Here is a 26,450-nt window from a genome sequence, read left to right on the forward strand (position 1 = left end):
GGGTCACGAAATCCGCCGGTGTGGGGCAGGGGCCGCAGCTTTGCGCGCCGCATGTCGCGGATCGCCTGCCCGAACCCTTGCAGGGCGTTGACGCCCCCGCGCCCCTTGCCTAGAGAGAAGGCGCTTCAACGGAAGGTGCGAAATATGGCAAACCCGGACGCCCCGAAATCCTTTCAGGAAATCATCCTGCGCCTGATGAGCTATTGGGCCTCGAAAGGCTGCGCGGTGATGCAGCCCTATGACATGGAAGTGGGGGCAGGCACCTTCCACCCGGCGACGACGCTGCGCGCGCTCGGCTCCAAGCCGTGGGCGGCCGCCTATGTCCAGCCCTCGCGCCGTCCGACCGATGGCCGCTATGGCGAGAACCCGAACCGCCTGCAGCACTACTATCAGTATCAGGTGCTCATCAAGCCGAGCCCGCCGGACCTGCAGGAGCTCTATCTCGGCTCGCTCCGCGCGATCGGGATCGACACCGAATTGCATGATATCCGCTTCGTGGAAGACGACTGGGAAAGCCCGACGCTCGGCGCGTGGGGGCTTGGCTGGGAGGTCTGGTGCGACGGGATGGAAGTCAGCCAGTTCACCTATTTCCAGCAGGTCGGCGGCCATGACTGCAAGCCGGTCTCGGGCGAGCTGACCTACGGGCTCGAGCGTCTGGCGATGTATGTGCTGGGCATCGATCACGTCATGGACATGCCCTATAACGACCCGTCCGCGCCGATCGCGCTGAAATACGGCGACGTGTTCCGCCAGACCGAGCAGGAATATTCGCGCTGGAATTTCGACGTGGCCGATACCGAGACGCTGCTGCGCCATTTCGAGGATGCCGAGGCCGAATGCGAACGCATCCTCGCCTCGCCTGAAACCGACGACGCGGGCCGCAAGATCATCATGGCGCACCCGGCCTATGACCAGTGCATCAAGGCGTCCCACCTCTTTAACCTGCTCGACGCGCGCGGCGTGATCTCGGTCACCGAACGTCAGGCCTATATCGGCCGCGTCCGTGCGCTGGCGAAGGCGTGCGCCGACGCTTTCGTGCTCACCGAAGCAGGCGGGGCCTCCCAAACCGAAACCGGCGAGGCCGTCGCGTGAATGGTAAACTCATCGGAGGCGGCATCGTGGTGATCGCGCTCGTCTTCGGCGCGGTGGTCTATTATTCGCAGGAATACGGTTATTACGATGAGATCGCGCCGGGCTCCGACGCGGCGAAAGTCTCGCTGATGGAGCTGGACGGCACGACGCAGGATCCGCTGGACGCCGAAGGCTACAAAGGGATCGACGCGGACAGCTCGCCCCTGCGCTACCGCGCCTGCTTCGACACCGATCTGTCGATCGCAACGGCGACCGAGACCTATGAGGTCTATGACCGACCGACCCCGCTGATCGGCCCGAAATGGTTCGACTGCTACGATGCGAAAACCATCGGCGCCGACCTCGAGGCAGGCCGCGCGGTGGCCTTCCTGTCGCAACACAACATCCACCCCGGCGTCGACCGGGTCGTGGCTCTTTATCCCGATGGCCGGGCCTATGTCTGGCACCAACTGAACGACGAAGCGGAGAAATGACATGCCCGATCTTCTGATTGAACTGTTCTCCGAAGAAATCCCCGCGCGGATGCAGCCCAAGGCCCGCGAGGATCTGAAGAAACTGATCACCGATGGCGTCGTCGAGGCGGGTCTGACCTATGCCTCCGCCGGCGCTTTCTCGACCCCGCGCCGCCTGACGCTGACCGTCGAGGGGCTGACTGCCAACTCGCCGACCCTGCGCGAAGAGCGCAAGGGCCCGCGCACCGACGCGCCGGAGAAGGCGATCGAGGGCTTCCTGCGCTCGACCGGGCTGACGATGGATCAGCTCGAGGCGCGCGACGACAAGAAGGGGCAGGTCTATTTCGCGGTGATCGAAAAGCCCGGCCGTCCCGCGACCGAGATCGTGGCCGAGGTGCTGGAGAAGACGATCCGCAACTTCCCCTGGCCGAAATCGATGCGCTGGGGCGAGGGCAACCTTCGCTGGGTCCGCCCGTTGAATTCGATCCTCGCGATCCTGACCGACGAGGCCGGCGCGACCGTCGTGCCGCTCGACGTGGACGGCATCAAGGCCGGCGACACGACGCGCGGTCACCGCTTCATGGCGCCCGATCTGCTTCAGGTCTCGGGCTACGAGAGCTACGCCAAGCAGTTGAAAGCCGCCAAGGTCATGCTCGACCCCAATGAGCGTGCCGAGGCGATCGACCACGACGCCGCGCAAATGGCCTTCGCCAAGGGCTGGGAAGTGGTGCCGGACAAGGGCCTTCTGGCCGAGGTCTCGGGCCTCGTCGAATGGCCTGTCACCCTGATGGGCGAGATCGACGGCGAATTCCTCGACCTGCCGCCCGAGGTGCTGCAGACCTCGATGAAAGAGCATCAGAAATTCTTCTCGGTGAAGAACCCCAAGACCGGTCGGATCGAGGGCTTCGTGACCGTCGCCAACCGCGAGACCGCCGATCACGGCGCGACGATCCTCGCGGGCAACCAGAAGGTGCTCTCGGCGCGTCTGTCGGACGCCAAGTTCTTCTGGGAAAACGACCTGCGCACCGTTCAGGCGCACGGGCTCGAAGGGATGGGCGCGGGGCTCGACGCCGTGACCTTCCACAACAAGCTCGGCAGCCAAGGCGACCGTATCCGCCGGATCGAAAACCTCGCGCGCGAAATCGCGCCCTTGGTCGGCGCGAAGCCGGACCTTGCCGCCGAGGCCGCCCGGGTCGCCAAATCCGATCTGCGCTCTGAAATGGTTTATGAATTCCCGGAGCTGCAGGGCGTGATGGGCCGCTACTACGCTCAAAAGGCGGGGCTGTCGGACGCCGTTGCCGATGCCTGTCGCGACCATTACGCGCCGCTTGGCCCGTCCGACGACGTGCCCTCCGAGCCCGTCTCGGTCGCCGTGGCGCTCGCCGACAAGATCGACACGCTGACCGGCTTCTGGGCGATCGACGAGAAGCCGACCGGCTCGAAGGATCCCTTCGCGCTGCGTCGCGCCGCGCTGGGGGTGATCCGGTTGGTGCTGGCGAATGGTCTGCGTCTGAGCCTTCAGTCGGTCTTTGCCAAGGGTAATCCGGAGGCCGATACCGCAGACCTCATGTCCTTCTTCCACGACCGCCTGAAGGTCCACCTGCGCGATGCGGGCATCCGCCACGACGTGATCGACGCCGTGCTCGCCATGCCGGGCTCTGACGATCTCACCCTCGTCGTGAAGCGCGCCGAGGCGCTGTCGGACTTCTTCAAGACCGACGACGGCGAGAACCTGATCCAGGGCTTCAAGCGCGCGAACAACATCCTCACGCAGGCCGAGGAAAAGGACGGGGTGGAATACAGCTTCGGCGCCGATCCGAAATTCGCGGAAACCGACGAGGAAAAAGCCCTCTTCGCCGCGCTCGACGCCGCCGAAGCCAAGATCGCCCCCGCAATGCAGGCAGAGGATTTCGCCGCTGCGATGTCCGCCATGGCCGATTTGCGCGCGCCGATCGACGCCTTCTTCGAGGCGGTGCAGATCAACGCCGACAATCCGATCCTGCGGCGCAACCGTCTCAACCTGCTTTCGCGCATCCGGCAGATCTGTCTCGATGTGGCCGACCTCACCAAGATCGAAGGCTGATCCTTCCTCTTGATGTAAATATCCCCGCCGGAGGCGCCCGCACGGCGCCTCCTGTCGCAGGGCCGAAACAGGGTGGTCCTGTGACGCCGCGTCCTCTGTCCGAATGTCACACTTGCGAGAGGCGGGAATCAGCCTATCCTGCGTCGAGAGAGAAGGCGCGCTGCGATGCAGAAACCCGTTGAAAACGCTGATTTTGTGACCCTTGCGCCGTCGGCGTCGGTCGATAAGGCACGCCACGGCTGGCGCGCGAAATGCCTTCAGCGGCTGATCCGGCTCGATCTTCCCGTCCCGAAAACCGTCGCGCTGCCCGCCGAGACGGTGCGCGCGATCGCGTCGGGGCAGGTTTTCGACATGACCGCGATCGCGGAGTGCTTCGGGCCGGAGATGCTGGTCTCGGTCCGACCGAGCCCCGAAAATCCCGAATGGGGCGGGCCGGGCACGGTGCTCAATGTCGGCATGAATGACGACATGCATGCGGTGCTGTCGAATACGCACGGCTCCGAGGCCGCCGACGCGCTCTATCTTCGCTTCGTGCAGCTCTACTCGATCCATGTCGCGCGGCTCGACCCGGACATGTTCCAGCAGGAGCCGGGGCCGGGCGCATTGGAAGCGGCGCTGGACGCCTATGAGGAAGAAACCGACGAGCGGTTTCCGCAATCGGGCGCGCGGCAACTGGCCGAGGTGCTGCGCTCCATGGCGCGGGCCTGGGAAGGCACGACGGCGCGGCTCCTGCGGCAGGCCAAGGGCGCGCCGCCCGACGCCGTGCTGGGCCTTCTGGTGCAAGAGATGGCGCTGGGGATAGGGCCGGGCCTGTCGGGCTCGGGCACGATGCAATTCGTCGACAGCGTGACCGGCGCGCCGCAGATCACCGGGCGGTTCCGCGGCCAGAGCCAGGGCCGCACCAGCGCGGTGGAGACGCTCTATCTCACGCGCGACCCGCGCGGCGCCTCGCTGGAAGAGGCAGATAGCGGCGTGTTCGACACGCTGAAGGATTACGGCGCGCGCTGCCGGGTGAAGCTGCGCGAGGAGATGCAGATCGAGTTCACCATCGAGAGCGGCAAGGTCCATGTGATCGACGCGGTCCGGGTGCCGCGCTCGTCGCGCGCCGCTGTTCGCATCGCGGTAGCCTTGGCCAATGACGACGTGATTTCGCGGGAGGATGCGCTGCTGCGCGTCGAGCCGCGCGCCATCACCGAGCTTCTGCACTATCAGGTCGATCCGCGCGCGCCGCGTGACGTGCTCGCGCGCGGGATCGCGGCCTCTCCGGGGGCGGCGACCGGCAAGATCGTGTTCTCTGCGGCGGCTGCGCAGGCCTCTGCTGCGCGCGACGAGCCCTGTATCCTCGTGCGCCGCGAAACCTCACCCGAGGATATTCGCGGGATGCATGCGGCCGTCGCCGTGCTGACCGAGCGCGGCGGGATGACCTCGCATGCGGCGGTGATCGCGCGCGGCCTGGGCCTGCCCTGCATCGTCGGCGCCGAGATCGAGATCAACAGCCGCGAGCGCCAGTTCCGCGGCCCCAAGGGACGGTTGTTCCGCGAGGGCGACACGATCACGCTCGACGGAACCAATGGCGAGGTGCTGGTGGGTGCGGCGGAGATGTTGGCGCCGGCGCTCGACGACGGGTTCCGCACGCTTCTCAGTTGGGCCGATCTGGTGCGCGACATCGGTATCCGCGCCAATGCCGACACGCCCGAGGACGCGCGCACCGCGCTGATGTTCGAGGCCGACGGGATCGGGCTGTGCCGGACCGAGCATATGTTTTTCGACGAAGACCGCCTGACGGTGATGCGCGAGATGATCTTCGCCGACGGGCCGGAGGATCGCCGCGCCGCTCTCGAACGGCTGCTACCGATGCAGCGGGCCGATTTCGGGGCGCTGTTCGAGTTGATGAAGGGCGAGCCGGTCTGTATCCGCCTCTTCGACCCGCCTTTGCACGAATTCCTGCCGCATGACCGCGAGGGGATGCGCGAACTGGCCGAGGCGTTGGATCGCCCGCTGTCGGAGGTCACGCGCCGGGTGGAGGCATTGTCCGAGTTCAACCCGATGCTGGGGATGCGCGGCGTGCGTCTGGGCGTGACCGTGCCCGAGATCTACGACATGCAGGCTCGCGCCATCTTCGAGGCGACCGTGGAGGCGCTCCGCCGGGGCGCCGAGGTGGTGCCGGAGATCATGATTCCGCTCGTTTCCGCCTCGCGCGAGGTGGAGATCGTGAAGACTCGCATCGACGCCGTGGCGGCCGCCGTGCGCACCGAGACCAAAGCAGACTTCACCTACCGCCTCGGCGTGATGGTGGAGACGCCCCGGGCGGCGCTCCGCGCTGGCGAAATTGCCGAGCACGCGGCTTTCCTGTCCTTCGGGACCAATGACCTCACACAGATGACCTACGGCCTCTCACGCGACGACGCGGGGCGCTTCATGTCGACCTACGTCAACCAGCAGGTCTACGCGGAAGACCCGTTCCACATTCTCGACGTCGAAGGGGTGGGGGAGTTGCTGCTGATCGGGGCCGCGCGCGGACGCTCGGCCCGGCCCGATGTCACGATCTCGGTCTGCGGAGAGCATGGAGGAAACCCCGAATCAATCGCCTTCTGCCGGGCTGCGGGATTCGATTATGTCTCCTGTTCGCCCTTCCGGGTGCCGGTCGCCCGTCTCGCCGCTGCCCATTTCGCACTCTTGGCGCCGCGCGGACGATCCTTTCCGTAAAGGTAATGTCACAGAGGCGGAATTTCGGCGGTTTTTCTCAAATACCATTGGCAAATCGGCGCTCATCGCGGTATGCGACTGACGAGGGACATAGCACGCAAATCACCGTGCATTTTGGCAAGAATCCGCCGTGGCTCCGCAGGGGGCTGCGCATATTTGCGTGAAAACCTAGACATGGGTAGCTCGCTCGGGTAAGCGATGCGCCGTCGCGGCTCAATGGGGGGTGCGCGGCGATTGTTCTTATCGGAAGAAAACCATGTCACTGCTGAAAAGCTGGACGGGGGGTGCTGTCATCCTCCTCGCCCTCGCCGGAGGCTTGCGTGCCGAAGTCACGGTAAGCCAGTCGAACGACCCCACTGAGGTCGCCGAACAAGGACTGATGTCGGTTCTGTGGACGGAGCGCTCCGCGATGAGCGCGATCGACAAACGACGGGTCACCGCGCTCACGATGGCGCCGGCCCGGTCCAAGAAGCATGCTACTCTGCCGGATGTCCTTTCTGCCAAATGGCTGTCCGAGCAACCCGCTGCGAAGGGCGACAAACAATTCGAATGTCTCTCGCAGGCGCTTTACTTCGAGGCGCGTGGAGAAAGCGTGAAGGGCCAGCAGGCCGTCGCCGAGGTCATCCTGAACCGTGTCGACGATCCGCGCTTCCCCGGCTCGATTTGCGGCGTCGTCCATCAGGGCAACTCGCGCGCGTGCCAGTTCAGCTGGTACTGCGACGGTCGCGCCGATACGGTCCACAACAAGGGGGCCTTCGCCGAGGTCGCGAAAGTCGCCCGGGCGATGATCGACGGCGCGCCGCGCTCGCTGACCGAAGGGGCGACGTACTTCCATACCCGCGCGGTACGCCCGAGCTGGTCGCGCCGCTTTGCGAAGACCGCGTCGATCGGCCATCACATCTTCTACGCCAACCCGGTGCGCACCGCCTCGAACTGAGGCCGCGTCTTCGGAGGCCCGAGTCGCGGGCAGGCGATGAAACGACGGTTGAGGGTGGGCTTCGGTCCGCCCTTTTCCTATGCTCGACTTGCTCGACATGACTGAAAAATTCCCGAGGCGCGCATGAGTTCCGACATTTCCCTCGCCTTCTCGCATCCCGAAGCGCGGGCGGCCGCATCTGCGCCCACCGATCCCCGGGATCGCATCTCGCTGCGCGACCATGTGGTGGAGGCCGATATCGGCGCCTTCCAGCAGGAGCGCGGCCATACGCAACGTCTGCAATTCAATGTCGTGGTGGAGGTTCGGCCGACGCCGGAGCCGCTCGAGGACGATGTGGACCGCATCCTGTCCTACGACCGTATCACCGAGGCGATCGCGGCGGAGCTGGCCGAAGAGCGGGTGAACCTTCTGGAGACGCTCGCCGCCGGCGTGGCGGAGCGCATCCTCGCGAGCCCGCAGGCGATGCGCGTCTTCGTGCGGATCGAGAAGCTCGACCGCGGCCCCGGCGCGCTCGGCGTCGAGATCGTGCGCTCCCGCGCCTCCGTCCCGGTGAAAAGCATCGACGCGAGCGGGGTGGAGGAAAGCCTGCACCCGATCGTCGCCTATCTCTCGAACGCGGCCATCGACTCGCCGGACCTGTCGGCGCGGCTCGACGTGCTGCAGGAGGCGGGCCACCCGGTCATCCTCGCGGTGGGGCTCCCTGACGGAGAGGTTCCCGAAAGCGGGCAGGGACCAACGCAGCGCCGCATCGACCTTCTCGCGATCGAGCAGAACGCCTGGCGTCTTGCTGCGCGCGATCCGCGCTGCGTCGTGGTGGCGACGCGCACCGAGATCGACTGGGCGATGCGCCACGGCCAGATGGTCGTCTGGGCGCCCTCCAAGATCGTGCTGGACGCAACCGACGGTCCGAAAAGCCCCGCCCGCGACGCGATGGCGCTGGCGCTCTGGCTGGCCGAGCAGATGGCCGCGACCCGGCTGGAACTTCACGGGACTGTTTCAGCCCCGGCAGGAAGCCGCGTGCCGGTAGAGACGCGCCCGCTCTGAACGTCTTGAACTCTCGCACGCAATCGGGTGAATGGAGCGTATGGAGAAGCTCTACTATCGCCCGATCGCCCGAACCGACTCCGCCCGTCCAGACACGGCACTGACCCTCGCGGGGGGGTGGTGCTGGTTCGACGAGGTGGAGCTTCTACGCCGCGACGGCGAGCCCGAGATCATACCCGCGGCCCATCTGCCCGAAGAGGTGATGGAGCGGCTGTGCAATCCGCGCACCTCGGTCGCCGGGATCACGCTCGATGCGCCGCGGATCATGGGCATCCTGAACGTCACGCCTGACAGCTTCTCCGATGGCGGGCGCTTCGACGTCGAGGACGCCGCGATCGAACGCGCCTTCGACTTGCGCAAGTCGGGCGCGGACATTCTCGATATCGGCGGCGAGTCGACACGTCCCGGCGCGACCGAGGTGGAGGAGGACGAAGAGATCGCCCGCACCGCACCCGTGATCGCCGCGCTGCGCGATGCAGATTTCGACGCGCCGATATCCATCGACACCCGCAAATCGTTGGTTGCCGATCAGGCGCTGGAGGCCGGGGCCGCGATGCTCAACGACGTCTCCGCGATGGAATTCGATCCGGCGATGGTCGAGGTCGCGCAGGTCTCCGGCGCGCCGATCTGCCTGATGCACGCGCAGGGCCTGCCCGAGACGATGCAGGACGATCCGCGCTACACGGATGTGCTGCTCGACGTCTACGACTACCTCGAGGACCGCATCGCGCTGGCCGAGGATTACGGCATCGCACGCGAGGCGATCATCGCCGATCCCGGCATCGGCTTCGGCAAGACCGCGCAGCACAACCTTGCCCTGATCCGTGGACTCAGCCTGTTTCACGGGCTGGGCTGCCCTGTCCTGCTCGGCGTATCGCGCAAACGCTTCATCGGGGCCGTGGGCGGCGCGGAAGAGGCCGATCAGCGCGCGCCCGGTACGCTGGCGGTGACACTCGCCGGGCTCGATCAAGGCATCCAGATTCACCGCGTCCACGATGTGGCCGAGATCGCCCAAGCCATCCGTCTCTGGGACGCGATCAAGAGAGGATTCGAGGAATGAGCAGGAAGCTTTTCGGTACCGATGGTGTGCGCGGCGAGGCCAATTCCGGGCACATGACCGCAGAGATGGCGCTGAAACTGGGCGCTGCGGCGGGCCGCTATTTCCGGCAGGACGACTCACGCGGCCACCGCGTCGTGATCGGCAAGGACACGCGGCTCTCGGGCTACATGTTCGAGAACGCGCTGACCGCGGGCCTGACCTCGACGGGGATGAACGTGCTGCTGCTCGGCCCGGTGCCGACGCCCGCCGTGGGCTACCTGACCCGCTCGATGCGCGCGGATATGGGCATCATGATCTCCGCCAGCCACAACCCGGCCAAGGATAACGGGATCAAGTTCTTCGGCCCCGACGGGTTCAAGCTCAGCGACGAGGCCGAGACCAAGATCGAGGCGATGCTCGACACCGAGATCCGGCTCGCGCGCCCCGAGAATATCGGTCGCGCCAAGCGGATCGACGATGGTCTTGGGCGCTATGTCGAATATGCCAAGACCACCTTCCCGAAGCTGCGCAAACCCGACCTCAAAGTGGTCGTCGATTGCGCCAACGGGGCGGCCTATCGTGCGGCGCCGGACGTGCTTTGGGAATTGGGTTGCGAGGTGATCCCCGTGGGCGTCTCGCCCGACGGGCGCAACATCAATGACGGATGCGGCTCGACCCATGTCAGCACCTGCGCCGAGGCCGTGGTGGCGCATGGCGCCGATCTCGGGATATCGCTCGACGGCGATGCCGACCGGGTAATGATCATCGACGAAACCGGCCATGTCGCGGATGGCGATCAGATCATGGCGCTCTTCGCGAAACGCTGGGCGCAGTCGGGGCAGCTTTCGGGCGGCGCGCTGGTGGCGACCGTCATGTCCAATCTCGGGCTGGAGCGCTTCCTAGAGGCCGAGGGGCTGCGGCTCGAGCGCACCAAGGTCGGCGACCGCTACGTGGTCGAGCGGATGCGTGAGGGCGGCTTCAACCTGGGCGGCGAGCAGTCGGGCCATATCGTGATGACCGACTACGCCACGACAGGCGACGGGCTGATGGCAGGGCTGCAATTCCTCGCCGCGATGGTCGAGACAGGTCAGCGCGCCTCCGACCTTGTGCGGCAATTCGAGACCGTGCCGCAAATGTTGAAAAACGTAAGGTATCAGGCGGGGCAGGAGCCTTTGAGCGCCGATAATGTTGCAAAAGCGATATTGGATGCGGAGACCCGCCTGAACGGTCAGGGCCGGTTGCTGATCCGGAAGTCGGGGACCGAACCGCTGATCCGCGTGATGGCGGAATGCGAGGACGAAACGCTTCTGGAAGCGACGGTCGACAGCATCGTCGCCGCCGTCGAGGCCGAAACCGCCTAAGGGGGGGCTGCCCCCGGCCTGCGACCGCCCCCGGGGATATATTGGAAGAGCGAATTAGGGGGCGTCGCGCCCCCATTTGCTTACTGGCCGAAGAGGTCCAGCCCCAGCCAGATCAGGGCAACCGCTTCGAACACGGTCCAGAGCACGCCCGCCCACCGCCAGAATGTCGGACCCGCCTCCGCGCGCCAGACCGAACGGATGAGCCCGACCAGCACCGCGATCCGGTAGATCCCGGCCGCCACGGCGAAGCTTCCGAAGAACCCGCCAAGATGGCCCGGCGAGATCAGTGCGGTGAACAATGCCAGGATCACGATCAGCGGCACCACCACCAGCGCGGGTCCGTAATTGCCAGCCCAGAACGTATCTCCCGGCGCGAGCCGTCCGGCGAAGAGATCGCCGAACCATTTCGGGGTGAAGAATTTTGCGCGCTCCTCGAAGATCGCTTCGAGTTCGTCGTGGTCGGGTCCGGCCATCTGCTTCCCTTTCAATTCGCGGAACTGTGACAAGAACGCCGTGGCCCCGCAAGGCGGCGCGCTGCCGCGGTCGCGCCTGAAGTGACCAAAACGTGACTGAACTTCAAGGCTTTCCGCCGCCTTGGGGCAGTGGAGGGACGAAATTTATGGAGGCGCGTCATGGACCAATCGTCCTTATTTCCCACATCCGATTTCTGGCCGCTCGCAGTCGGCTTCCTGTCCCTCTCGATCAACTATTTCGTTCAGGGCGGTGCGGCCGTCGCCAATGGGCCGAGCTGGTCGGGTGACCCGCTGGCGCAGGAACGAACCCTGGGCCTCTGGGGCATCTTCCTCGGTGGCTTCGGGCAGCTTCTGACCGGCATCTATCTGATGATCGGCCTGACCTGGTTCCCGGTCTTCGCCAACGCGGCCCCGCTTTACATGGCGGCGGTCGCGTTCTCTCTCTACGGCATCCACTGGTTCGTCATCGGCCTGCGACGCTACACCCATTCCGATCCCGGGCCGGAGGCGTGGATGGCGATTCCGCTGTTCGGGCTGAGCGCGATGGGCACCATCTCGTTCTGGGGCAATGGCGACATCCCGGCCGCGATCCTCTTCATCGGCCTGATGCTGATCTATCTCGCCGAGCTGGGCGCCCGCTGGACCAATAGCGAGGCGGCGGAGAAAACCGGCGGCGTGTTCCAGCTCCTGACCGGCGCGTGGCTCTTCTACCTCGCCTGGGGCGTGACGATGAACATGGCCAATGGCGCGAGCTACTGGGTGTAACCCGGCGAAAAAAAGAACCCCCGGCACTTAGGCCGGAGGTTCGACTTCGTGGAAGCCGTGCAGATCAGTTGCGCGACTTGTCGACCATCTTGCCCTTGGAGATCCAGGGCATCATGGCGCGAAGCTTCTCGCCGACTTGCTCGATCTCGTGCTCGTCGTTGATGCGACGGGTCGCCTTGAAGAAGGGCTGGCCGACCGCGTTTTCCTGCATGAAGTCACGCACGAACTTGCCGGTCTGGATGTCGGTCAGGACGTCCTTCATGCGCTTCTTGGTTTCCTCGTAGGGGAGGATGCGCGGACCCGAGACATACTCGCCGTATTCGGCCGTGTTCGAGATCGAGTAGTTCATGTTCGCGATGCCGCCTTCATAGATCAGGTCGACGATCAGCTTCACTTCGTGGAGGCACTCGAAATAGGCCATCTCCGGCTCGTAACCGGCTTCCACGAGGGTCTCGAAGCCCATGCGGATCAGCTCGACGAGGCCGCCGCAGAGAACCGCTTGCTCGCCGAACAGGTCGGTTTCGCATTCCTGACGGAAGTTGGTCTCGATGATGCCCGAGCGGCCGCCACCGATGGCCGAGCAGTAGCTCAGCGCGATGTCCTGCGCCTTGCCGGTCGCGTCATTCTCGACCGCGAAGAGGCAGGGCACGCCGCCGCCCTTGGTGTATTCGCCGCGCACGGTGTGACCCGGGCCTTTCGGCGCCATCATGATCACGTCGATGCCGGGCTTCGGCTCGATCAGGCCGAAATGAACGTTCAGGCCGTGGGCGAACGCGATCGCCGAGCCTTCTTTCAGGTTCTCATGGACATACTTCTTGTAGGTCTCGGCCTGAAGTTCGTCGGGCATGGTGAACATGATCACATCGCACCAGGCAGCCGCTTCGGCGATGCCCATAACCTGCAGGCCTTCGGCTTCGGCTTTCGCTTTCGAGGGCGAGCCGTCACGCAGCGCAACGGCCACGTTCTTCGCGCCCGAGTCGCGCAGGTTCAGCGCGTGTGCGTGGCCCTGCGAGCCGTAGCCGAGAATGGCGACTTTCTTGTCCTTGATCAGGTTCACATCGCAATCGCGATCATAATAGACGCGCATGGCGTTCCTCCTTTTTGTCTGAGTGTGAGAATAGGAGGTTCTTCGCGAATATGCGTTCAGAAGTTGAGAATATTCGCTAAAGCGGGTAAAATTCATTCGCACACTTAGACAATATCGGAAAATTCATGCAGATTGACGATACGGACCGCCGGATATTGCGTCAGATGATGGCGGAGCCGGGGCTTCCTTCTGCCGAACTGGCCGAACGCGCAGGCGTGACGCCCGCGACCTGTTGGCGCCGGATCGAGAAGCTTCGCGAAGGGGGCGTGATCCGTGGCGAAGAGGCGCTGATCGACTGGCACGCTCTCGGCTGGGCGGTCGAGGTGTCTCTGCGCTTCACCTTGGACAAAACCAATCCGCGCGCCTTCGACGAATTCATCGCCGCCGCGCGCGAGGTTCCCGAAGTTATTGAAATCCAGAGCTTCCTCGGTTCCACCGATATGCGCCTGCAGGTGATCGCCCGCGACATGGCGCATTATCAGGAGATTTACCGCAATCGCATCCTGACCCTGCCGCATATCTCCGAACTCGACGCGCTGATGCTCATCGCGACGATCAAGTCCAGCGCGGAGCTGCCGATATGAGCCTCGATCTCGACGATCTGGACCGCCAGTTGCTGCGCGCGCTGAGTCGCGATTCCACGCAAAGTGCGGGCGCTCTGGGCCGCAAGCTTGGCCTCTCGCAGCCCGCGACATGGCGGCGAATCCGTCGCATGCAGGAGGCGGGAGTCATCGCCGGCCGGCGCGTGATCGTCGATCCCGAGGCGCTTGGCTTCGGGGTGACGGTGTTTCTGGGCGTGAAACTCGCGGCGAAGGGCCGCGTCAGCCTCGAGGATTTCGAGCGCGCGGTCACCGCGATCCCAGAGGTGCAGCTCGTGCAACACGTCCTCGGGCTTTTTGATTACCGGCTACGCGTCACCGCCCGTGATCTGCCTGACTTTGAGCGGGTCCTGCGGCGTCGTATCATGACCTTGCCCGGGGTCGGTCAGGTGGAGGCGAATGTGCTCCTCAGCGAGGAACGCCGCCCCGGTCCCTTGGGCTGATTCATATTGGCTTAAAAAAGGGGCGAACTGCGCGCCAAATAGGCACGGCCGTCGCTCCGCATCGATCAAAGCCGGATCTGCGCGTGCAGGGCATGGACCGCCCCGTTGCCGCGGTCTTGGATCGAAGCGGAGGGACCGATGTTCGACGCGAAGCTTCAGACCAAATCTGCCGTCCGGATGCAGCGTTCGCGCGGCGCGGCGCGGGCCGGCTTTTCCGGCGCGCGGCTGACCGGATTGCACCAAAGCGGGTCTGCCAAGGCCATTCTGCCGCGCGTTCCCGGTTTGCCGGAGGTGGTTTTCCTGAATACTTCCGGTGGTTTGACCTCTGGCGATACGCTGTCCTACGAAACCGAACTGGACGCGGGCGCAATGCTCGTCGCGACGACACAAGCCGCCGAGCGTGCCTATCGCGCCGACGATGGGCCTGCGCAGGTTGAGGTGCGGCACAGTGTCGGCTCCGGCTGCCATCTGGATTGGCTGCCGCAGGAGACGATCCTCTTCGACCGCGCGAAGCTGGCCCGCGACACGACGATCTCGCTGGCCTCCAATGCGTCCTGCCTGATGCTCGAGGCAGTGGTGCTGGGCCGGGCCGCGATGGGCGAGCAGGTGCGGGACTTACAGTTTTTCGACATGCGCCGGATCGAACGCGCCGGAAAGCCAGTGTTTTTCGAGCCCTTCTTGTTGAATTCCGACATTTTGGCAAAGGGGGGCCGAAGCGCCGTTCTGGGAGAGGCCCGTGCTTTTGCGACGCTCGTTCTGTGTCGGCAAGGCGCGGAAGACGCGGTGGAGCCCCTGCGCGCGGTGCTCGATGAGCCGGGCGTCGAGGGAGCGGCTTCGGGCTTCGACGGCAAATGCGTCATTCGTCTGCTCGCGCAGGACGGCTGGCCGATGCGGCGACAAATTCTACGACTTTTCAATGCGTTGCGGCGCGACCAAGCGGCGCCGCGCGTGTGGCAGATCTGAGGAAATACGATGAACCTGACACCGAGGGAAAAGGACAAGCTGCTGATCAGCGTTGCCGCGATGGTCGCGCGCAACCGGCTGGAACGCGGCGTGAAGCTCAATCACCCGGAAGCCATTGCAATCATTTCGGATTTCGTCGTCGAGGGGGCCCGCGAGGGCCGCTCCGTCGCCGATCTGATGGAGGCGGGGGCAGGGGTGATCTCGGCCGATCAATGCATGGAGGGCATCCCCGAGATGATCCATTCCATTCAGGTCGAAGCGACCTTCCCGGACGGGACGAAGCTCGTCACCGTCCATCATCCGATCCGCTGAGATAAGTTCAGCTTATACAGACCGATCCAAAATAAGTTCTGCTAATGAAAGGCCGTCCGATGAAATTTGTAGCTGCACTCGCCGTCCTCGCCCCCACAGCCGCACTGGCCCATCCCGGCCACGGCGCGGGAAGCACATGGTTTTTCCACGACGGTCCGCTGATCGGGCTGCTTGCGCTCGCAGTGGTCGCCTATGTCGGACCGGAATTGGCGCGCGCGCTGCGCCGCAACAAGGAGTGAGCCGATGATCCCCGGAGAAATCCTGCCCGCTGTGGGCGAGATCACGCTGAATGAGGGCTGCGAGGCGATCACGCTGATGGTCGCCAATACCGGCGACCGACCGGTGCAGGTCGGCTCGCATTACCATTTCGCGGAGACCAATCCGGGGTTGGAATTCGACCGGGACGCCGCACGCGGTTACCGGCTGGACATTGCGGCCGGAACGGCGGTGCGGTTCGAGCCGGGCCAGAGTCGCGAAGTGCGGCTGGTGCCCTATCGCGGGTCGCGTGAAGTCTATGGATTCAATCAGAAAGTTATGGGGGCGCTCTGATGCCGGCTTCGATCTCGCGTAGCACCTATGCCGATATGTTCGGCCCCACCACCGGCGACCGGGTGCGGCTCGCCGACACCGATCTGATCATCGAGGTCGAGCGCGACCTGACCACCTATGGCGAGGAGGTCAAGTTCGGCGGCGGCAAGGTGATCCGCGACGGCATGGGGCAGAGCCAGGTCTCCCGCGCGGGCGGCGCGGTCGATACGGTGATCACCAATGCGCTGATCGTGGATCATTCGGGGATCTACAAAGCGGATGTCGGCCTGAAGGATGGGCAGATCGCGGCGATCGGCAAGGCTGGCAATCCGGATACCCAGCCGAATGTCGACATCATCATCGGGCCGGGCACGGAAGTCATTGCCGGGGAAGGAAAAATCCTGACCGCGGGCGGGTTCGACGCTCATATTCACTTCATCTGCCCGCAGCAGATCGAGGATGCGCTGGCCTCCGGCATCACGACGATGCTGGGCGGTGGCACGGGGCCTGCGCATGGCACTCTGGCCACGACCTGCACGCCGGGGCCGTGGCATATCGCGCGGATGTTGCAGGCCTTCGATGCGCTGCCGGTCAACCTCGCGCTGTCAGGCAAAGGTAATGCCTCGCGCCCCGAGGCGCTGGTCGAGATGGTCGAGGGCGGTGCTGCGGCGCTGAAGCTGCACGAGGATTGGGGCACGACGCCGGGCGCGATTGACTGCTGCCTGTCGGTGGCCGACGACATGGACGTGCAGGTGATGATCCACACCGACACGCTCAACGAGAGCGGCTTCGTCGAGAATACGCTGGCCGCGATCAAGGGCCGGACGATCCACGCCTTCCACACCGAAGGGGCAGGGGGCGGTCATGCGCCGGACATCCTGAAGGTGGTGAGCGCGCCGAACGTGATCCCGTCGTCGACGAATCCGACGCGGCCGTATACGGGCAACACGATCGAAGAGCACCTCGATATGCTGATGGTGTGCCACCACCTTGATAACAAGGTGCCCGAGGATGTGGCCTTCGCGGAAAGCCGCATCCGGAAAGAGACGATCGCGGCCGAAGACATCCTGCATGACATGGGCGCGATGTCGATCATCAGCTCGGACAGTCAGGCGATGGGCCGCGTGGGCGAGGTGATCATCCGCTGCTGGCAGACGGCGGACAAGATGCGCAAGCAGCGCGGGCGTCTGCCGGAAGAGCAGGGCGATAATGACAACGTGCGGGTGAAGCGGTTCATCGCGAAATACACGATCAACCCGGCGATTACCCACGGTATGAGCCAGCATATCGGCTCGGTCGAGGTCGGCAAGCGCGCCGATCTGGTGCTGTGGAACCCGGCCTTCTTCGGCGCGAAGCCCGACATGGTGCTGATTGGCGGCTCGATCGTCTCGGCGCAGATGGGCGACCCGAACGGCTCGATCCCGGCGCAACCTTTCTACACGCGCAACATGTTCGGGGCGCTTGGCGGGGCGCGGCACGCAAGCTCGGTCACTTTCATCAGTCAGGCGGCGCAAGCCAACGGGCTGGCTGCGAGACTTGGGCTCCAGAAACAGACGCTGGCCGTCGAGGGCACGCGCGGCATCGGCAAGGCGCAGATGATCCACAACGCTGCGACGCCCGAGATCGACGTCCATCCCGAGACTTACGAAGTGCGTGCGGATGGCGAATTGCTGACCTGCGAACCGGCGGAGGTTCTGCCGCTGGCGCAGCGGTATTTCCTGTTCTGAGGATGGGGTCAGCGGCTGGATACGAGGCGCAGCCCAGCGTCGGCAGGCGCTTCCGCGACGAGTTCCGGGAGCAGGCAACTCGCCGGTTCGTGCGGCGACGTTTGCAATCTGCGGGTGACCTTCTCGCGCTGAAAGGCCGTATCGTTGCGGATTTCGGGGGGCAGGAGGCGCGGTTCGAATACTTTGCGGCGGCTGGTGACGATCTCGACCTTCGTCCAGCGGCCGAGGCAGGGCATGTCGGGCCGGGTGAGGTAAGCCTCCCGCAGTTCGGCCTCGCGGCGTCGCAATCGCGCGATCTGGGCGCGGATCTGGGCCAGCTCGTCCGCGGGGGCGCGTGGGTCGAAGCAATGATGGAACATCGAAATCTCCTTCGCTGCTAGCATGCTGCGGCGGGAGGTTTGAGAAATCGTTAAAGGGTGCAAGACAATGAGCGATTATCCCAAGGCTGAAAAAGTGGCGCCCAAGGGTGCGTGGCAGGCGGCGGTGGACCATGTGGCGCTGGATTACGAGGGGCGTTTCCTGCGCCGCAAGCGGCTGGTCGCAGGCTCGGGCGCGGGGTTTCTTGTGGACCTGCCGGAGGTGACGAACCTGACGGGCGGCGAGGCCTTCGTGCTCGAAGACGGGCGGTTCATCGAGGTGCGCCCGGCGCTGGAGCCGGTGCTGGTGGTGACGGGCGATCTGACGCGGCTGGCCTGGCATATCGGCAACCGTCACACGCCGTGCCAGATCGAGGCGGACCGGCTGGTGATCCGCGCCGATCACGTCCTGGAGGCGATGCTGAAGCAGTTGGGGGCCGAGGTCGCGTCCGCGGTCGAGACCTTCCAGCCCGAGGGTGGCGCCTATGGGATGGGGCGCACGATGGGGCATGAACACGGGCATTCGCATGGCCCTGGGCATTCCCATTCGCATGACCACGACCATTCGCACGGCCACGACCACCATCACGACCATGCCTGATCCGACCGCGCCCCTGTCGCTGATGCAATGGCTCTCCCCGGCCTTTCCGACCGGGGCGTTCGCCTATTCTCATGGGCTTGAGCAGGCAGTGGCCGCGGGCGAGATCGGGGATGCGGCGGCGTTCGCGATTTGGCTGGGCGATGTGCTGGAGCATGGCGCGGGCTGGTCGGATGCGGTGCTGCTGGCCTGCGGGCTGCGCGGCGGCGATCTCGACGAGCTGGATGCGCTGGGACGTGCGATGGCGGGCTCGGCCGAGCGGCTGCGCGAGACGGCGGAGCAGGGCGCCGCCTTCACGCTGGCGCAGGCGGGGTTGCGGGGCGTCAAACTGCCGCCGCGAGTGCTGCCGGTCGCCGTGGCCGAAGCGGCGCGCGATCTGGACCTTCCCGCGGAGCAGGTGATTTCACTTTTCCAACATTCTTTCGCTTCGAACCTAGTCTCCGCAGCGGTCAGACTTGTCCCTTTGGGACAAATCGCCGGGCAGACGGTCTTGAGCGACCTGCACGGAAAAATCGCCGAGATCGCGGCACGCGCGGCGCAGGCGGAACTGACGGACCTGAGCTTCAGCGCCTTTCGCGCCGAGGTTTCGGCCATGAAACACGAGACGCTCGATGTGCGTCTCTTCAAGACTTGAGGTGAAGATATGGGCAACGGACCTTTGCGCGTGGGAATTGGCGGACCGGTGGGCGTGGGCAAGACCACGCTGACCGAGCAACTGGCGCGGGCCTTGGCCGCGCGCGTGTCGATGGCGGTGGTGACGAACGATATTTATACGCGCGAGGATGCAGAGGCACTGATGCGCGCGCAGGTGCTGCCGGGCGAGCGTATTCGCGGCGTCGAGACGGGCGGCTGCCCGCATACGGCGATCCGCGAGGATGCGTCGATCAACCTCGCGGCCATCGCCGATCTGACCGCGAAGCTCCCCGATCTGGAACTGGTGCTGATTGAGAGCGGCGGCGACAATCTGGCCGCGACCTTCTCGCCGGAACTGGCCGATCTGACGATCTACGTGATCGACACGGCGGCGGGGCAGGATATCCCGCGCAAACGCGGACCGGGGCTGACCAAGTCCGATCTTCTGGTGGTGAACAAGGTGGACCTCGCGCCGCATGTGGGCGTCGATCTGGCGCAGCTCGAGGCGGATACGCAGGCCGCGCGGGGAAGCAAACCCTATGTGATGGCGCGGCTGCGCCAAGGCGCGGGCATCGACGAGGTCGTCGCGTTTCTCGAGCGTGAGGGCGGATTGGCGTTGAAGCCGATTCCAGCCTGACCGCGAAACATTCGCCCATCTATTGGGCGAAAAGACAGAATTTGTGCGAAAACTTCGGCAGACCCGCCCAACCGGCGGGTTTTTTGCTGCGCGGTGCCGGAATTTTTTGCCGCGCTGCAGCGTGAGGGTTTGGATGTCGGAGGCGCCTTGATGTGTGGCGCGGGGTCGATGGGATGTCCCGAGACCGGTGGCAATAGTGGAGGTTCGGCACCCGCAGAATGAGCCCTTGAAGGGCCGCGCGGGGCTGACGTGAACGAGGGAAATGAAATGATCAATCGGCGTAAACTGATGATGTCCGCGGCGCTGGCCGGGGCCATCTCGATGAGCGGGGGCCTCGCCTTCGCGCAGGAAGACGACAAGATCAAGGTGGGCGTCCTGCACTCGCTATCGGGCACGATGGCGATCTCGGAAACCACGCTCAAGGACACGGTCCTGATGCTGGTCGAGGAGCAGAACAAGAAAGGCGGCATCAACGGCAAGATGCTTGAGGCGGTCGTGGTCGACCCGGCCTCGGACTGGCCGCTGTTCGCGGAAAAAGCGCGCGAGCTGATCACCGTGGACAAGGTCGACGTGATCTTCGGCTGCTGGACGTCCGTGTCGCGGAAATCGGTGCTGCCGGTCCTTGAGGAACTCAACGGCCTGCTGTTCTACCCGGTGCAATACGAGGGCGAGGAAAGCTCGCGCAACGTGTTCTATACCGGCGCTGCCCCGAACCAGCAGGCGATCCCGGCGGTCGATTACTTCCTCGAAGAGCTTGGCGTCGAGAAATTCGCGCTGCTGGGCACGGACTATGTCTATCCGCGCACCACGAACAACATTCTCGAAGCCTACCTGCAGGACAAGGGCATCGCGAAGGAAGATATCTTCGTGAACTACACCCCCTTCGGTCAGTCGGACTGGTCGAAGATCGTCTCCGACGTGAAGGCGCTCGGCGCGGACGGCAAGAAGGTCGGCGTGATCTCGACGATCAACGGCGACGCGAATATCGGCTTCTACAAGGAACTCGCAGCCTCCGGCATCACCGCCGAGGATATCCCCGTCGTGGCCTTCTCGGTCGGCGAAGAGGAGCTGTCCGGTCTCGGCGACGCCGATCTCAAGAACCTTGTCGGTCAGCTGGCCGCCTGGAACTACTTCGAGAGCGCCGACACGCCCGAGAACGCGGCCTTCATCAAGCAGTGGCACGAATTTACCGGCGACGACAGCCGCGTGACGAACGACCCGATGGAAGCCACCTATATCGGCTTCAACATGTGGGTGCAGGCGGTCGAGCAGGTCGGCTCCACTGACGTCGACAAGGTCATCGCTGCGATGCCGGGACAGGAGTTCCCGAACCTCACCGGCTCCACCGCGAAGATGCTGCCGAACCACCACCTGACCAAGCCGGTACTGATCGGCGAAATTCAGGAAGACGGTCAGTTCGACATCATCAGCCAGACCGATCCGGTGCCGGGCGACGCGTGGACCGACTTCCTGCCGGAATCGGCGGTACTCAAGTCTGATTGGCCGGGGCTCGATTGCGGCATGTACAACACCGAGACCGAAACCTGCGTTCAGAAGAAATCGAACTACTGATCGTATCTTGGCCGGGAGGGGTGCGCCTCTCCCGGCCGTTTCATCCTAAGGGGACGGGATGCGCAAGTTTTTGATCGCGCTCGGGATTGTTCTGGCACTGGCCGTGCCCGGGCTGGCGCAGGACGCGGGCAGCGCGCCGCAGGCGGAGGCCACGCAAAGCGAGACGTTCGGGCTGCGCGCCGTTCTTCAGGACTATGCCAAGCAGGTCGCCAAGCCGTCGCGCCGCACCATCGGCCCGGTGATCGAGGCAATCGCTGCTTCGGGCGAGGGGGCCTCGCGCTTCCTGCAGGCCTGGGCCGACAAGCGCGTCGGGCTGCGCGAAAGCGACGGCTCCTTCTTCATCGTGAAGAAATCCGGCAGCGAATACCAACTGAGCGATCCGGTCACCGGAGAGCCTGCGGGCACCGCGCCGAAATCCGATATCGACGAGGTGAAGCCCAATTCCGGCGTGCGCGCCGAGATCGGCGTGGCGCTGGTGCGGTTCCTGCTCAGCGATCCCGATCCGAAGAAACGCCGCGAGGCGCTGACCGCGATCGACCGTAACGGCGAGGCGTCGCATCTGGAGCCCCTGCGCGCCTCGATCCCCGACGAGCCCGACCCTTCGATCAAGGCGGAGAAGCAGCGTCTGGAGCGTTTGCTGACGATCCGCTTCGGCAAGGATGCCGAGGAGCGCGTCGCCGCGATCGACAGTTTCGGGGCCGATCTGGGGCTGGATTTCCGTGCCACGCTGAACCCTCTGGTGGCGACGACCCGCAAGGTCTTTGAAGGCGCGCCCGAGGGCAATGTCGCCAAGACGCTCAAGCCGGGCCGCGATATTTCCGAAGACGAGGCCTATGCGATGCTGGTCTCGGCCGATATGGCGCCGGCGCGGATTTCGGCCTCCGAGATGCAGCAGGCTCTGGCCGCGCATGTGAAGGATGGTCAGGTGGGCGGACTGCCGCTTGCCGCGATGGCCGATCCCGCCAAGCGCGAAGAAGCCTATGCGACGCTGGCCGCCGCCGGAGAGGTGCCGCAGCGCCTGACCGATGCCGAGGCCGAGGCACTGGTCGCCGATCACCAATTCGCCGATATCTATGCCGAGCCAGACCCGGAAGTGACCGCCGCCGCCGAGGCCGCGCTGACCCGCGTGAGCCGCACGGTGGCTGGGATGCAGACGGTCGATCTCGGTCTCGATGCGCTATCGCTCGCCTCGATCTATTTCCTCGCCGCCATCGGGCTTGCGATCACCTTCGGGGTGATGGGCGTGATCAACATGGCGCATGGCGAGTTCATCACGATGGGGGCCTATACCGGCTATGTCGTGCAGCTCTTCGTGCCCGACTATACGCTATCGATCCTGATCGCGCTGCCGCTGGCCTTCGCCATCACCTTCGGCGCGGGCGTCGCGATGGAGCGGCTGGTGATCCGTTATCTTTACAAACGCCCGCTAGAGACGCTGCTGGCCACCTTCGGCATCTCCATCGCGCTGCAGCAGCTGTTCAAGAATATCTTCGGGACGCAGGCCCGTCCTCTGACTTCGCCGCCGTGGCTGGAGGGGGCGTGGACACTCAACGATGTCGTCTCGATCAGCTATATCCGGATCGCGATCTTCGTGCTCGCGCTGGTGTTCCTCGCCCTCTATCTCTGGGTGATGCGCAAGACGCGCCTCGGGCTGGAGGTCCGCGCGGTCACGCAGAACCCCTCGATGGCGGCTTCGATGGGGATAAACCCGGACCGGATCAACATGCTGGCTTTCGGGTTTGGGTCAGGTATTGCCGGGATTGCGGGCGTGGCCATCGGGCTTTTCGCGAAAGTCACCTCCGAGATGGGGCAGGACTATATCGTTCAGAGCTTCATGACGGTCGTGGTCGGCGGCGTCGGCTCGATCTTCGGCACGCTCGCGGGCGCGACCCTGATCGGCGTGCTGCAGAAGGGCATCGAATGGCTGAACCCGTCGAATACGCTCGCGGCCCAGACCTACATGATCCTCTTTATCATCATCTTCATCCAGTTCCGTCCACGCGGCATCATCGCGCTCAAGGGCCGGGCCGCGGGGGATTGAGCATGAGACAGACCGCTTTCCCTTCCTCTTGGTCCAAATATCCCGCGGGGGCGCGGGGGTGCGAAACCCTCGCCGCAACATCGGAGGTTCGCGCATGAAATCCGGATTTCTCGCCAAGAACCCGTCCGTATTGTGGTTCCTGCTGATCCTTGCGGTCTTCACGCTGGGGGTCACTTTGCTCTCCCATGCCTACGGGCCGGGCGCTATCTCGACCTCGATGGTCAAGACGCTGGGCAAGACGCTGTGCCTGTGCCTGATCGCCATCGCGATGGATCTGGTCTGGGGTTATACGGGCATTCTGTCGCTCGGCCATTTCGCCTTCTTCGGGCTGGGCGGCTACATGATCGGCATGTGGCTGATGTACGAGCGCACCCGCGACATCGTCCTGAAATCGGCGGGCGAGTTCCCGATGACACCGCAGGAGGTGAATGACGCAATCGGCACGCAGATCTTCGGCGTGGTGGGCGGGTCCGATCTACCCGCGATCTGGACCTTCGCGGGCAACCTGCCGATGCAGCTTTTGTTCGTGGTGCTGGTGCCGGGGCTCTTGGCGCTGATCTTCGGCTGGCTCGCGTTTCGCTCACGTGTGACGGGCGTGTATCTGTCGATCCTGACGCAGGCGATGACGCTGGCGCTGTCGCTTTACCTCTTCCAGAACGAGAGCGGGCTGCGCGGCAATAACGGGCTTTCGGGGTTGCAGAACATTCCCGGCGTGAGCGCGGGGCAGGATCATCTGTCGATCTGGTTCCTCTGGGCGTCGGCGATTGCGCTCGCGCTTGGCTATATCGCGGCGTCGCTGATCGTCTCGGGCAAGTTCGGCTCGGTCATTCGCGGCATTCGCGACGACGAGGCGCGGGTGCGCTTTCTTGGTTATTCGGTCGAAGGCTACAAGCTGTTCGTCTTCACCCTGACGGCGGTGATCGCGGCCGTCGCGGGCGCGCTCTATTACCCGCAGGCGGGGATCATCAATCCGGGCGAGATGGCGCCCATCGCCTCGATCTACCTCGCGGTCTGGGTCGCTATCGGCGGGCGCGGGCGGCTTTATGGTGCGGTAATGGGGGCGGCCTTCGTCTCCATCGTCTCGAGCTGGTTCACCGGCGGCCGCGTCCCCGATCTGCCGCTGGGCTTCTACACGATCGACTGGGTCGATTGGTGGCAGGTGCTGTTGGGGCTCGCCTTCGTGCTGGTGACCTTGTTCGCACCGAAAGGGCTGTCGGGACTGATCGATCTCTTCGAAGGCATCCGCCGCCCGAACCGCCATGGCGCGCCGCTTGGCCCCGACAAGGGCTCGTTCCGGGAAGAGGAGGCGCAGGAATGAATGTCGCGGTCAAACCGGGGGCGGGAGCGCAGACCCTGCTGGAGGTCTCGGGCATCTCCGTCAGCTTCGACGGGTTCAAGGCGATCAACAACCTGAGCTTCAATATCGGCCCGTCCGAGTTGCGCGCGGTGATCGGGCCGAACGGGGCAGGCAAGACGACATTCATGGATATCGTGACCGGCAAGACGCGGCCCGACGAGGGCTCGGTGCTGTGGGGCGAAAGTTCGACCAACCTGCTGCGGCTCAACGAGGCGAAGATCGCGCGGATCGGGATCGGGCGGAAGTTTCAGAAGCCCACCGTCTTCGAGGATCAGACCGTCACCGAGAACTTGATGATGGCGCTCAAGGCCAATCGCAACCCTTTCGCGGTGCTGGGCTGGAAGGCGGGGGCTGCCGATCGGGCGCGCGTCGAGGAGATCGCGGCGCAGGTGGGCCTCGCCGATCAGCTGCCGCGCAAGTCGGGCGAGCTGAGCCACGGGCAGAAGCAATGGTTGGAGATCGGGATGCTCCTGGCGCAGGAGCCGAAGCTGCTGCTGGTCGACGAGCCCGCCGCCGGGATGACCTTGGCCGAGCGCGAGCAGACGACCGCGCTTCTGGTCGATCTGGCTCGCGATCATGCGGTGGTCGTGGTCGAGCATGACATGGAATTCGTCCGCCGTCTGAACTGCAAGGTGACGGTGCTGCATGAGGGGTCGGTTCTGGCGGAAGGTTCGCTCGACCATGTGACCGCCGACAAACGCGTGATCGAGGTGTATCTTGGCCGCTGATCTGACAAAACCCGCGATGCTGAATACCGAGGGGCTGACGCTTCACTACGGCGGCAGCCAGATCCTGCACGGGATCGACATGGTGGCGCGTGCGGGTGAGGTGACCTGCATCATGGGCACCAACGGGGTGGGCAAGACCTCGCTGCTGAAGGCGATCTCCGGGACGCATCTGCGCTCGGGCGGGTCTGTTACGCTGGATGGCGCGGAGATGGGGCGCGTGCCGCCACAGGCGATGGCGAAGGCGGGTCTGGGTTACGTGCCGCAGGGCCGGATGATCTTCCCGCTGTTGACGGTGCGCGAGAATATGGAGACGGCTTTCGCCTGTCTGCCGAAATCCGAGCATGTCATTCCCGACGAGATTTACGAGCTGTTCCCGATCCTGAAGGACTTCCTCAATCGCCGGGGCGGGGATCTCTCGGGCGGGCAGCAGCAGCAGCTCGCCATAGCTCGCGCGATGCTGATGAAGCCGAAGCTACTGCTGCTGGACGAGCCGACCGAGGGCATCCAGCCCAACATCATCCAGCAGATCGGGCGGGTGATTTCCTACCTGCGCGAAAAGGGGGATATGGCGATCGTGCTGGTAGAGCAGTATTTCGACTTCGCGCATGATCTGGGCGATAGTTTCTACGTGCTCAAACGCGGCGCGGTCGCAATGGAGGGCACGAAGGAGACGCTCACCCGCGAGGCGCTGCGCGAGGTAGTGAGCGTCTGAGGCGGCGGGCGGCGTCCGAGCGTCGGATAGGCGTTTTGACAGCTTCGCCGCTTGCTGCTTTCGCTTTGATGCCTGCAATTTGGTCATGCTCGCGCGGCATCTAAATCGCGCGCTCCCGTGGGGAGGATGGGCGCGACCCCGGGGCAGTCGACGCCAGGTCGCCATGGCGGCGCTGAAGGGGGGTGTCATTTCATCGCTTGCCCGA

General features: G+C 64.7%; 27 protein-coding genes. 24 read left to right on the top strand and 3 right to left on the bottom strand.

Annotated features, from left to right (window positions below; genetic code table 11):
• The first annotated feature begins 144 nt into the window (after positions 1-144).
• The 8 genes from B6V74_RS08195 to glmM all read left to right on the top strand — a co-directional run bounded on the left by B6V74_RS08195 (position 145) and on the right by glmM (position 10,714).
• Positions 145-1,092: a glycine--tRNA ligase subunit alpha gene (locus B6V74_RS08195; protein ID WP_088722493.1), complete on the top strand. Its 948-nt coding sequence runs from the start codon at positions 145-147 to the stop codon at positions 1,090-1,092.
• Positions 1,089-1,565 (top strand): DUF6446 family protein, encoded by a 477-nt coding sequence (locus B6V74_RS08200; RefSeq protein WP_088722494.1) that lies wholly within the window; start codon positions 1,089-1,091, stop codon positions 1,563-1,565. The genes B6V74_RS08195 and B6V74_RS08200 overlap by 4 nt, the downstream gene beginning before the upstream one ends.
• Before the next feature lies 1 nt (position 1,566).
• The gene (glyS, locus tag B6V74_RS08205) at positions 1,567-3,627 is read left to right on the top strand and encodes a glycine--tRNA ligase subunit beta (protein WP_088722495.1); all 2,061 of its coding nucleotides are present in this window, start codon (positions 1,567-1,569) and stop codon (positions 3,625-3,627) included.
• A gap of 165 nt (positions 3,628-3,792) precedes the next feature.
• Positions 3,793-6,333: a putative PEP-binding protein gene (locus B6V74_RS08210; RefSeq protein WP_088720091.1), complete on the top strand. Its 2,541-nt coding sequence runs from the start codon at positions 3,793-3,795 to the stop codon at positions 6,331-6,333.
• A gap of 256 nt (positions 6,334-6,589) precedes the next feature.
• Complete coding sequence (locus B6V74_RS08215) at positions 6,590-7,270, top strand: cell wall hydrolase (RefSeq protein WP_075776954.1); 681 nt, start codon at positions 6,590-6,592, stop codon at positions 7,268-7,270.
• Between the two features lie 123 nt (positions 7,271-7,393).
• Positions 7,394-8,314 (top strand): dihydroneopterin aldolase, encoded by a 921-nt coding sequence (locus B6V74_RS08220; RefSeq protein WP_075776953.1) that lies wholly within the window; start codon positions 7,394-7,396, stop codon positions 8,312-8,314.
• 40 nt (positions 8,315-8,354) lie between these two features.
• A complete protein-coding gene (gene folP, locus B6V74_RS08225; RefSeq protein WP_088722635.1) occupies positions 8,355-9,374 on the top strand; it encodes a dihydropteroate synthase in 1,020 nt (339 codons plus the stop codon).
• Positions 9,371-10,714 carry a phosphoglucosamine mutase gene (gene glmM / locus B6V74_RS08230; protein ID WP_088722496.1) on the top strand — a complete coding sequence of 448 codons (1,344 nt, stop codon included), beginning with the start codon at positions 9,371-9,373 and terminating at the stop codon, positions 10,712-10,714. Before folP ends, glmM begins: the two co-directional genes overlap by 4 nt.
• An 80-nt stretch (positions 10,715-10,794) precedes the next feature.
• On the opposite strand, the gene B6V74_RS08235 is transcribed toward glmM, so the two are convergent.
• Positions 10,795-11,187 (bottom strand): hypothetical protein, encoded by a 393-nt coding sequence (locus B6V74_RS08235; RefSeq protein ID WP_088722497.1) that lies wholly within the window; start codon positions 11,185-11,187, stop codon positions 10,795-10,797.
• A gap of 159 nt (positions 11,188-11,346) precedes the next feature.
• On the opposite strand from B6V74_RS08235, the gene B6V74_RS08240 reads away from it, so the two are divergent.
• On the top strand, positions 11,347-11,952 hold the full coding sequence (locus B6V74_RS08240) for a hypothetical protein (protein ID WP_088720095.1): 606 nt from the start codon (positions 11,347-11,349) through the stop codon (positions 11,950-11,952).
• 64 nt (positions 11,953-12,016) lie between these two features.
• Here the strand turns inward: B6V74_RS08240 and ilvC are convergent, their stop codons facing one another.
• Positions 12,017-13,135, bottom strand: coding sequence for a ketol-acid reductoisomerase (gene ilvC, locus B6V74_RS08245; RefSeq protein ID WP_276206150.1), 1,119 nt, complete (start codon positions 13,133-13,135; stop codon positions 12,017-12,019).
• A 29-nt stretch (positions 13,136-13,164) separates the two neighbouring features.
• Here ilvC and B6V74_RS08250 point away from each other — a divergent pair, with 29 nt between their 5' ends.
• From B6V74_RS08250 to ureC, 7 genes are all read left to right on the top strand, one after another.
• Positions 13,165-13,623: an Lrp/AsnC family transcriptional regulator gene (locus B6V74_RS08250; protein ID WP_075776948.1), complete on the top strand. Its 459-nt coding sequence runs from the start codon at positions 13,165-13,167 to the stop codon at positions 13,621-13,623.
• On the top strand, positions 13,620-14,081 hold the full coding sequence (locus B6V74_RS08255; RefSeq protein ID WP_075776947.1) for an Lrp/AsnC family transcriptional regulator: 462 nt from the start codon (positions 13,620-13,622) through the stop codon (positions 14,079-14,081). Before B6V74_RS08250 ends, B6V74_RS08255 begins: the two co-directional genes overlap by 4 nt.
• Before the next feature lie 177 nt (positions 14,082-14,258).
• The gene (locus tag B6V74_RS08260) at positions 14,259-15,044 is read left to right on the top strand and encodes an urease accessory protein UreD (protein ID WP_346425920.1); all 786 of its coding nucleotides are present in this window, start codon (positions 14,259-14,261) and stop codon (positions 15,042-15,044) included.
• A 9-nt stretch (positions 15,045-15,053) separates the two neighbouring features.
• Positions 15,054-15,356 carry an urease subunit gamma gene (locus B6V74_RS08265; protein ID WP_075776945.1) on the top strand — a complete coding sequence of 101 codons (303 nt, stop codon included), beginning with the start codon at positions 15,054-15,056 and terminating at the stop codon, positions 15,354-15,356.
• A 59-nt stretch (positions 15,357-15,415) separates the two neighbouring features.
• Positions 15,416-15,595, top strand: coding sequence for a hypothetical protein (locus tag B6V74_RS08270; protein ID WP_075776944.1), 180 nt, complete (start codon positions 15,416-15,418; stop codon positions 15,593-15,595).
• 4 nt (positions 15,596-15,599) lie between these two features.
• Positions 15,600-15,905, top strand: a complete 306-nt coding sequence (locus B6V74_RS08275) for an urease subunit beta (protein WP_078548026.1) — start codon at positions 15,600-15,602, stop codon at positions 15,903-15,905.
• Positions 15,905-17,611 (top strand): urease subunit alpha, encoded by a 1,707-nt coding sequence (gene ureC, locus B6V74_RS08280; protein WP_088722499.1) that lies wholly within the window; start codon positions 15,905-15,907, stop codon positions 17,609-17,611. The genes B6V74_RS08275 and ureC overlap by 1 nt, the downstream gene beginning before the upstream one ends.
• A gap of 8 nt (positions 17,612-17,619) precedes the next feature.
• On the opposite strand, the gene B6V74_RS08285 is transcribed toward ureC, so the two are convergent.
• Positions 17,620-17,970 carry a hypothetical protein gene (locus B6V74_RS08285; protein ID WP_088722500.1) on the bottom strand — a complete coding sequence of 117 codons (351 nt, stop codon included), beginning with the start codon at positions 17,968-17,970 and terminating at the stop codon, positions 17,620-17,622.
• Between the two features lie 67 nt (positions 17,971-18,037).
• Between B6V74_RS08285 and B6V74_RS08290 the strand changes: the two genes are divergently transcribed.
• From B6V74_RS08290 to urtE, 8 genes are all read left to right on the top strand, one after another.
• Positions 18,038-18,568, top strand: coding sequence for an urease accessory protein UreE (locus B6V74_RS08290; RefSeq protein WP_088722501.1), 531 nt, complete (start codon positions 18,038-18,040; stop codon positions 18,566-18,568).
• Positions 18,561-19,199, top strand: coding sequence for an urease accessory UreF family protein (locus B6V74_RS08295; protein WP_088722502.1), 639 nt, complete (start codon positions 18,561-18,563; stop codon positions 19,197-19,199). The genes B6V74_RS08290 and B6V74_RS08295 overlap by 8 nt, the downstream gene beginning before the upstream one ends.
• Positions 19,200-19,208: 9 nt before the next feature.
• Complete coding sequence (ureG, locus tag B6V74_RS08300; protein ID WP_088722503.1) at positions 19,209-19,835, top strand: urease accessory protein UreG; 627 nt, start codon at positions 19,209-19,211, stop codon at positions 19,833-19,835.
• A 291-nt stretch (positions 19,836-20,126) separates the two neighbouring features.
• Positions 20,127-21,407, top strand: a complete 1,281-nt coding sequence (gene urtA, locus B6V74_RS08305; RefSeq protein WP_168173055.1) for an urea ABC transporter substrate-binding protein — start codon at positions 20,127-20,129, stop codon at positions 21,405-21,407.
• A gap of 58 nt (positions 21,408-21,465) precedes the next feature.
• A complete protein-coding gene (gene urtB / locus B6V74_RS08310; RefSeq protein WP_088722504.1) occupies positions 21,466-23,448 on the top strand; it encodes an urea ABC transporter permease subunit UrtB in 1,983 nt (660 codons plus the stop codon).
• A 94-nt stretch (positions 23,449-23,542) separates the two neighbouring features.
• Positions 23,543-24,766 (top strand): urea ABC transporter permease subunit UrtC, encoded by a 1,224-nt coding sequence (urtC, locus tag B6V74_RS08315; protein WP_088722505.1) that lies wholly within the window; start codon positions 23,543-23,545, stop codon positions 24,764-24,766.
• The gene (gene urtD / locus B6V74_RS08320) at positions 24,763-25,533 is read left to right on the top strand and encodes an urea ABC transporter ATP-binding protein UrtD (RefSeq protein ID WP_088722506.1); all 771 of its coding nucleotides are present in this window, start codon (positions 24,763-24,765) and stop codon (positions 25,531-25,533) included. Before urtC ends, urtD begins: the two co-directional genes overlap by 4 nt.
• 16 nt (positions 25,534-25,549) lie before the next feature.
• The gene (gene urtE / locus B6V74_RS08325; protein ID WP_088722638.1) at positions 25,550-26,245 is read left to right on the top strand and encodes an urea ABC transporter ATP-binding subunit UrtE; all 696 of its coding nucleotides are present in this window, start codon (positions 25,550-25,552) and stop codon (positions 26,243-26,245) included.
• The last annotated feature ends 205 nt before the right edge of the window (positions 26,246-26,450 follow it).

Origin of the sequence: Thioclava sp. F42-5, assembly GCF_002213195.1 — a bacterium.
Classification (GTDB): domain Bacteria; phylum Pseudomonadota; class Alphaproteobacteria; order Rhodobacterales; family Rhodobacteraceae; genus Thioclava; species Thioclava nitratireducens.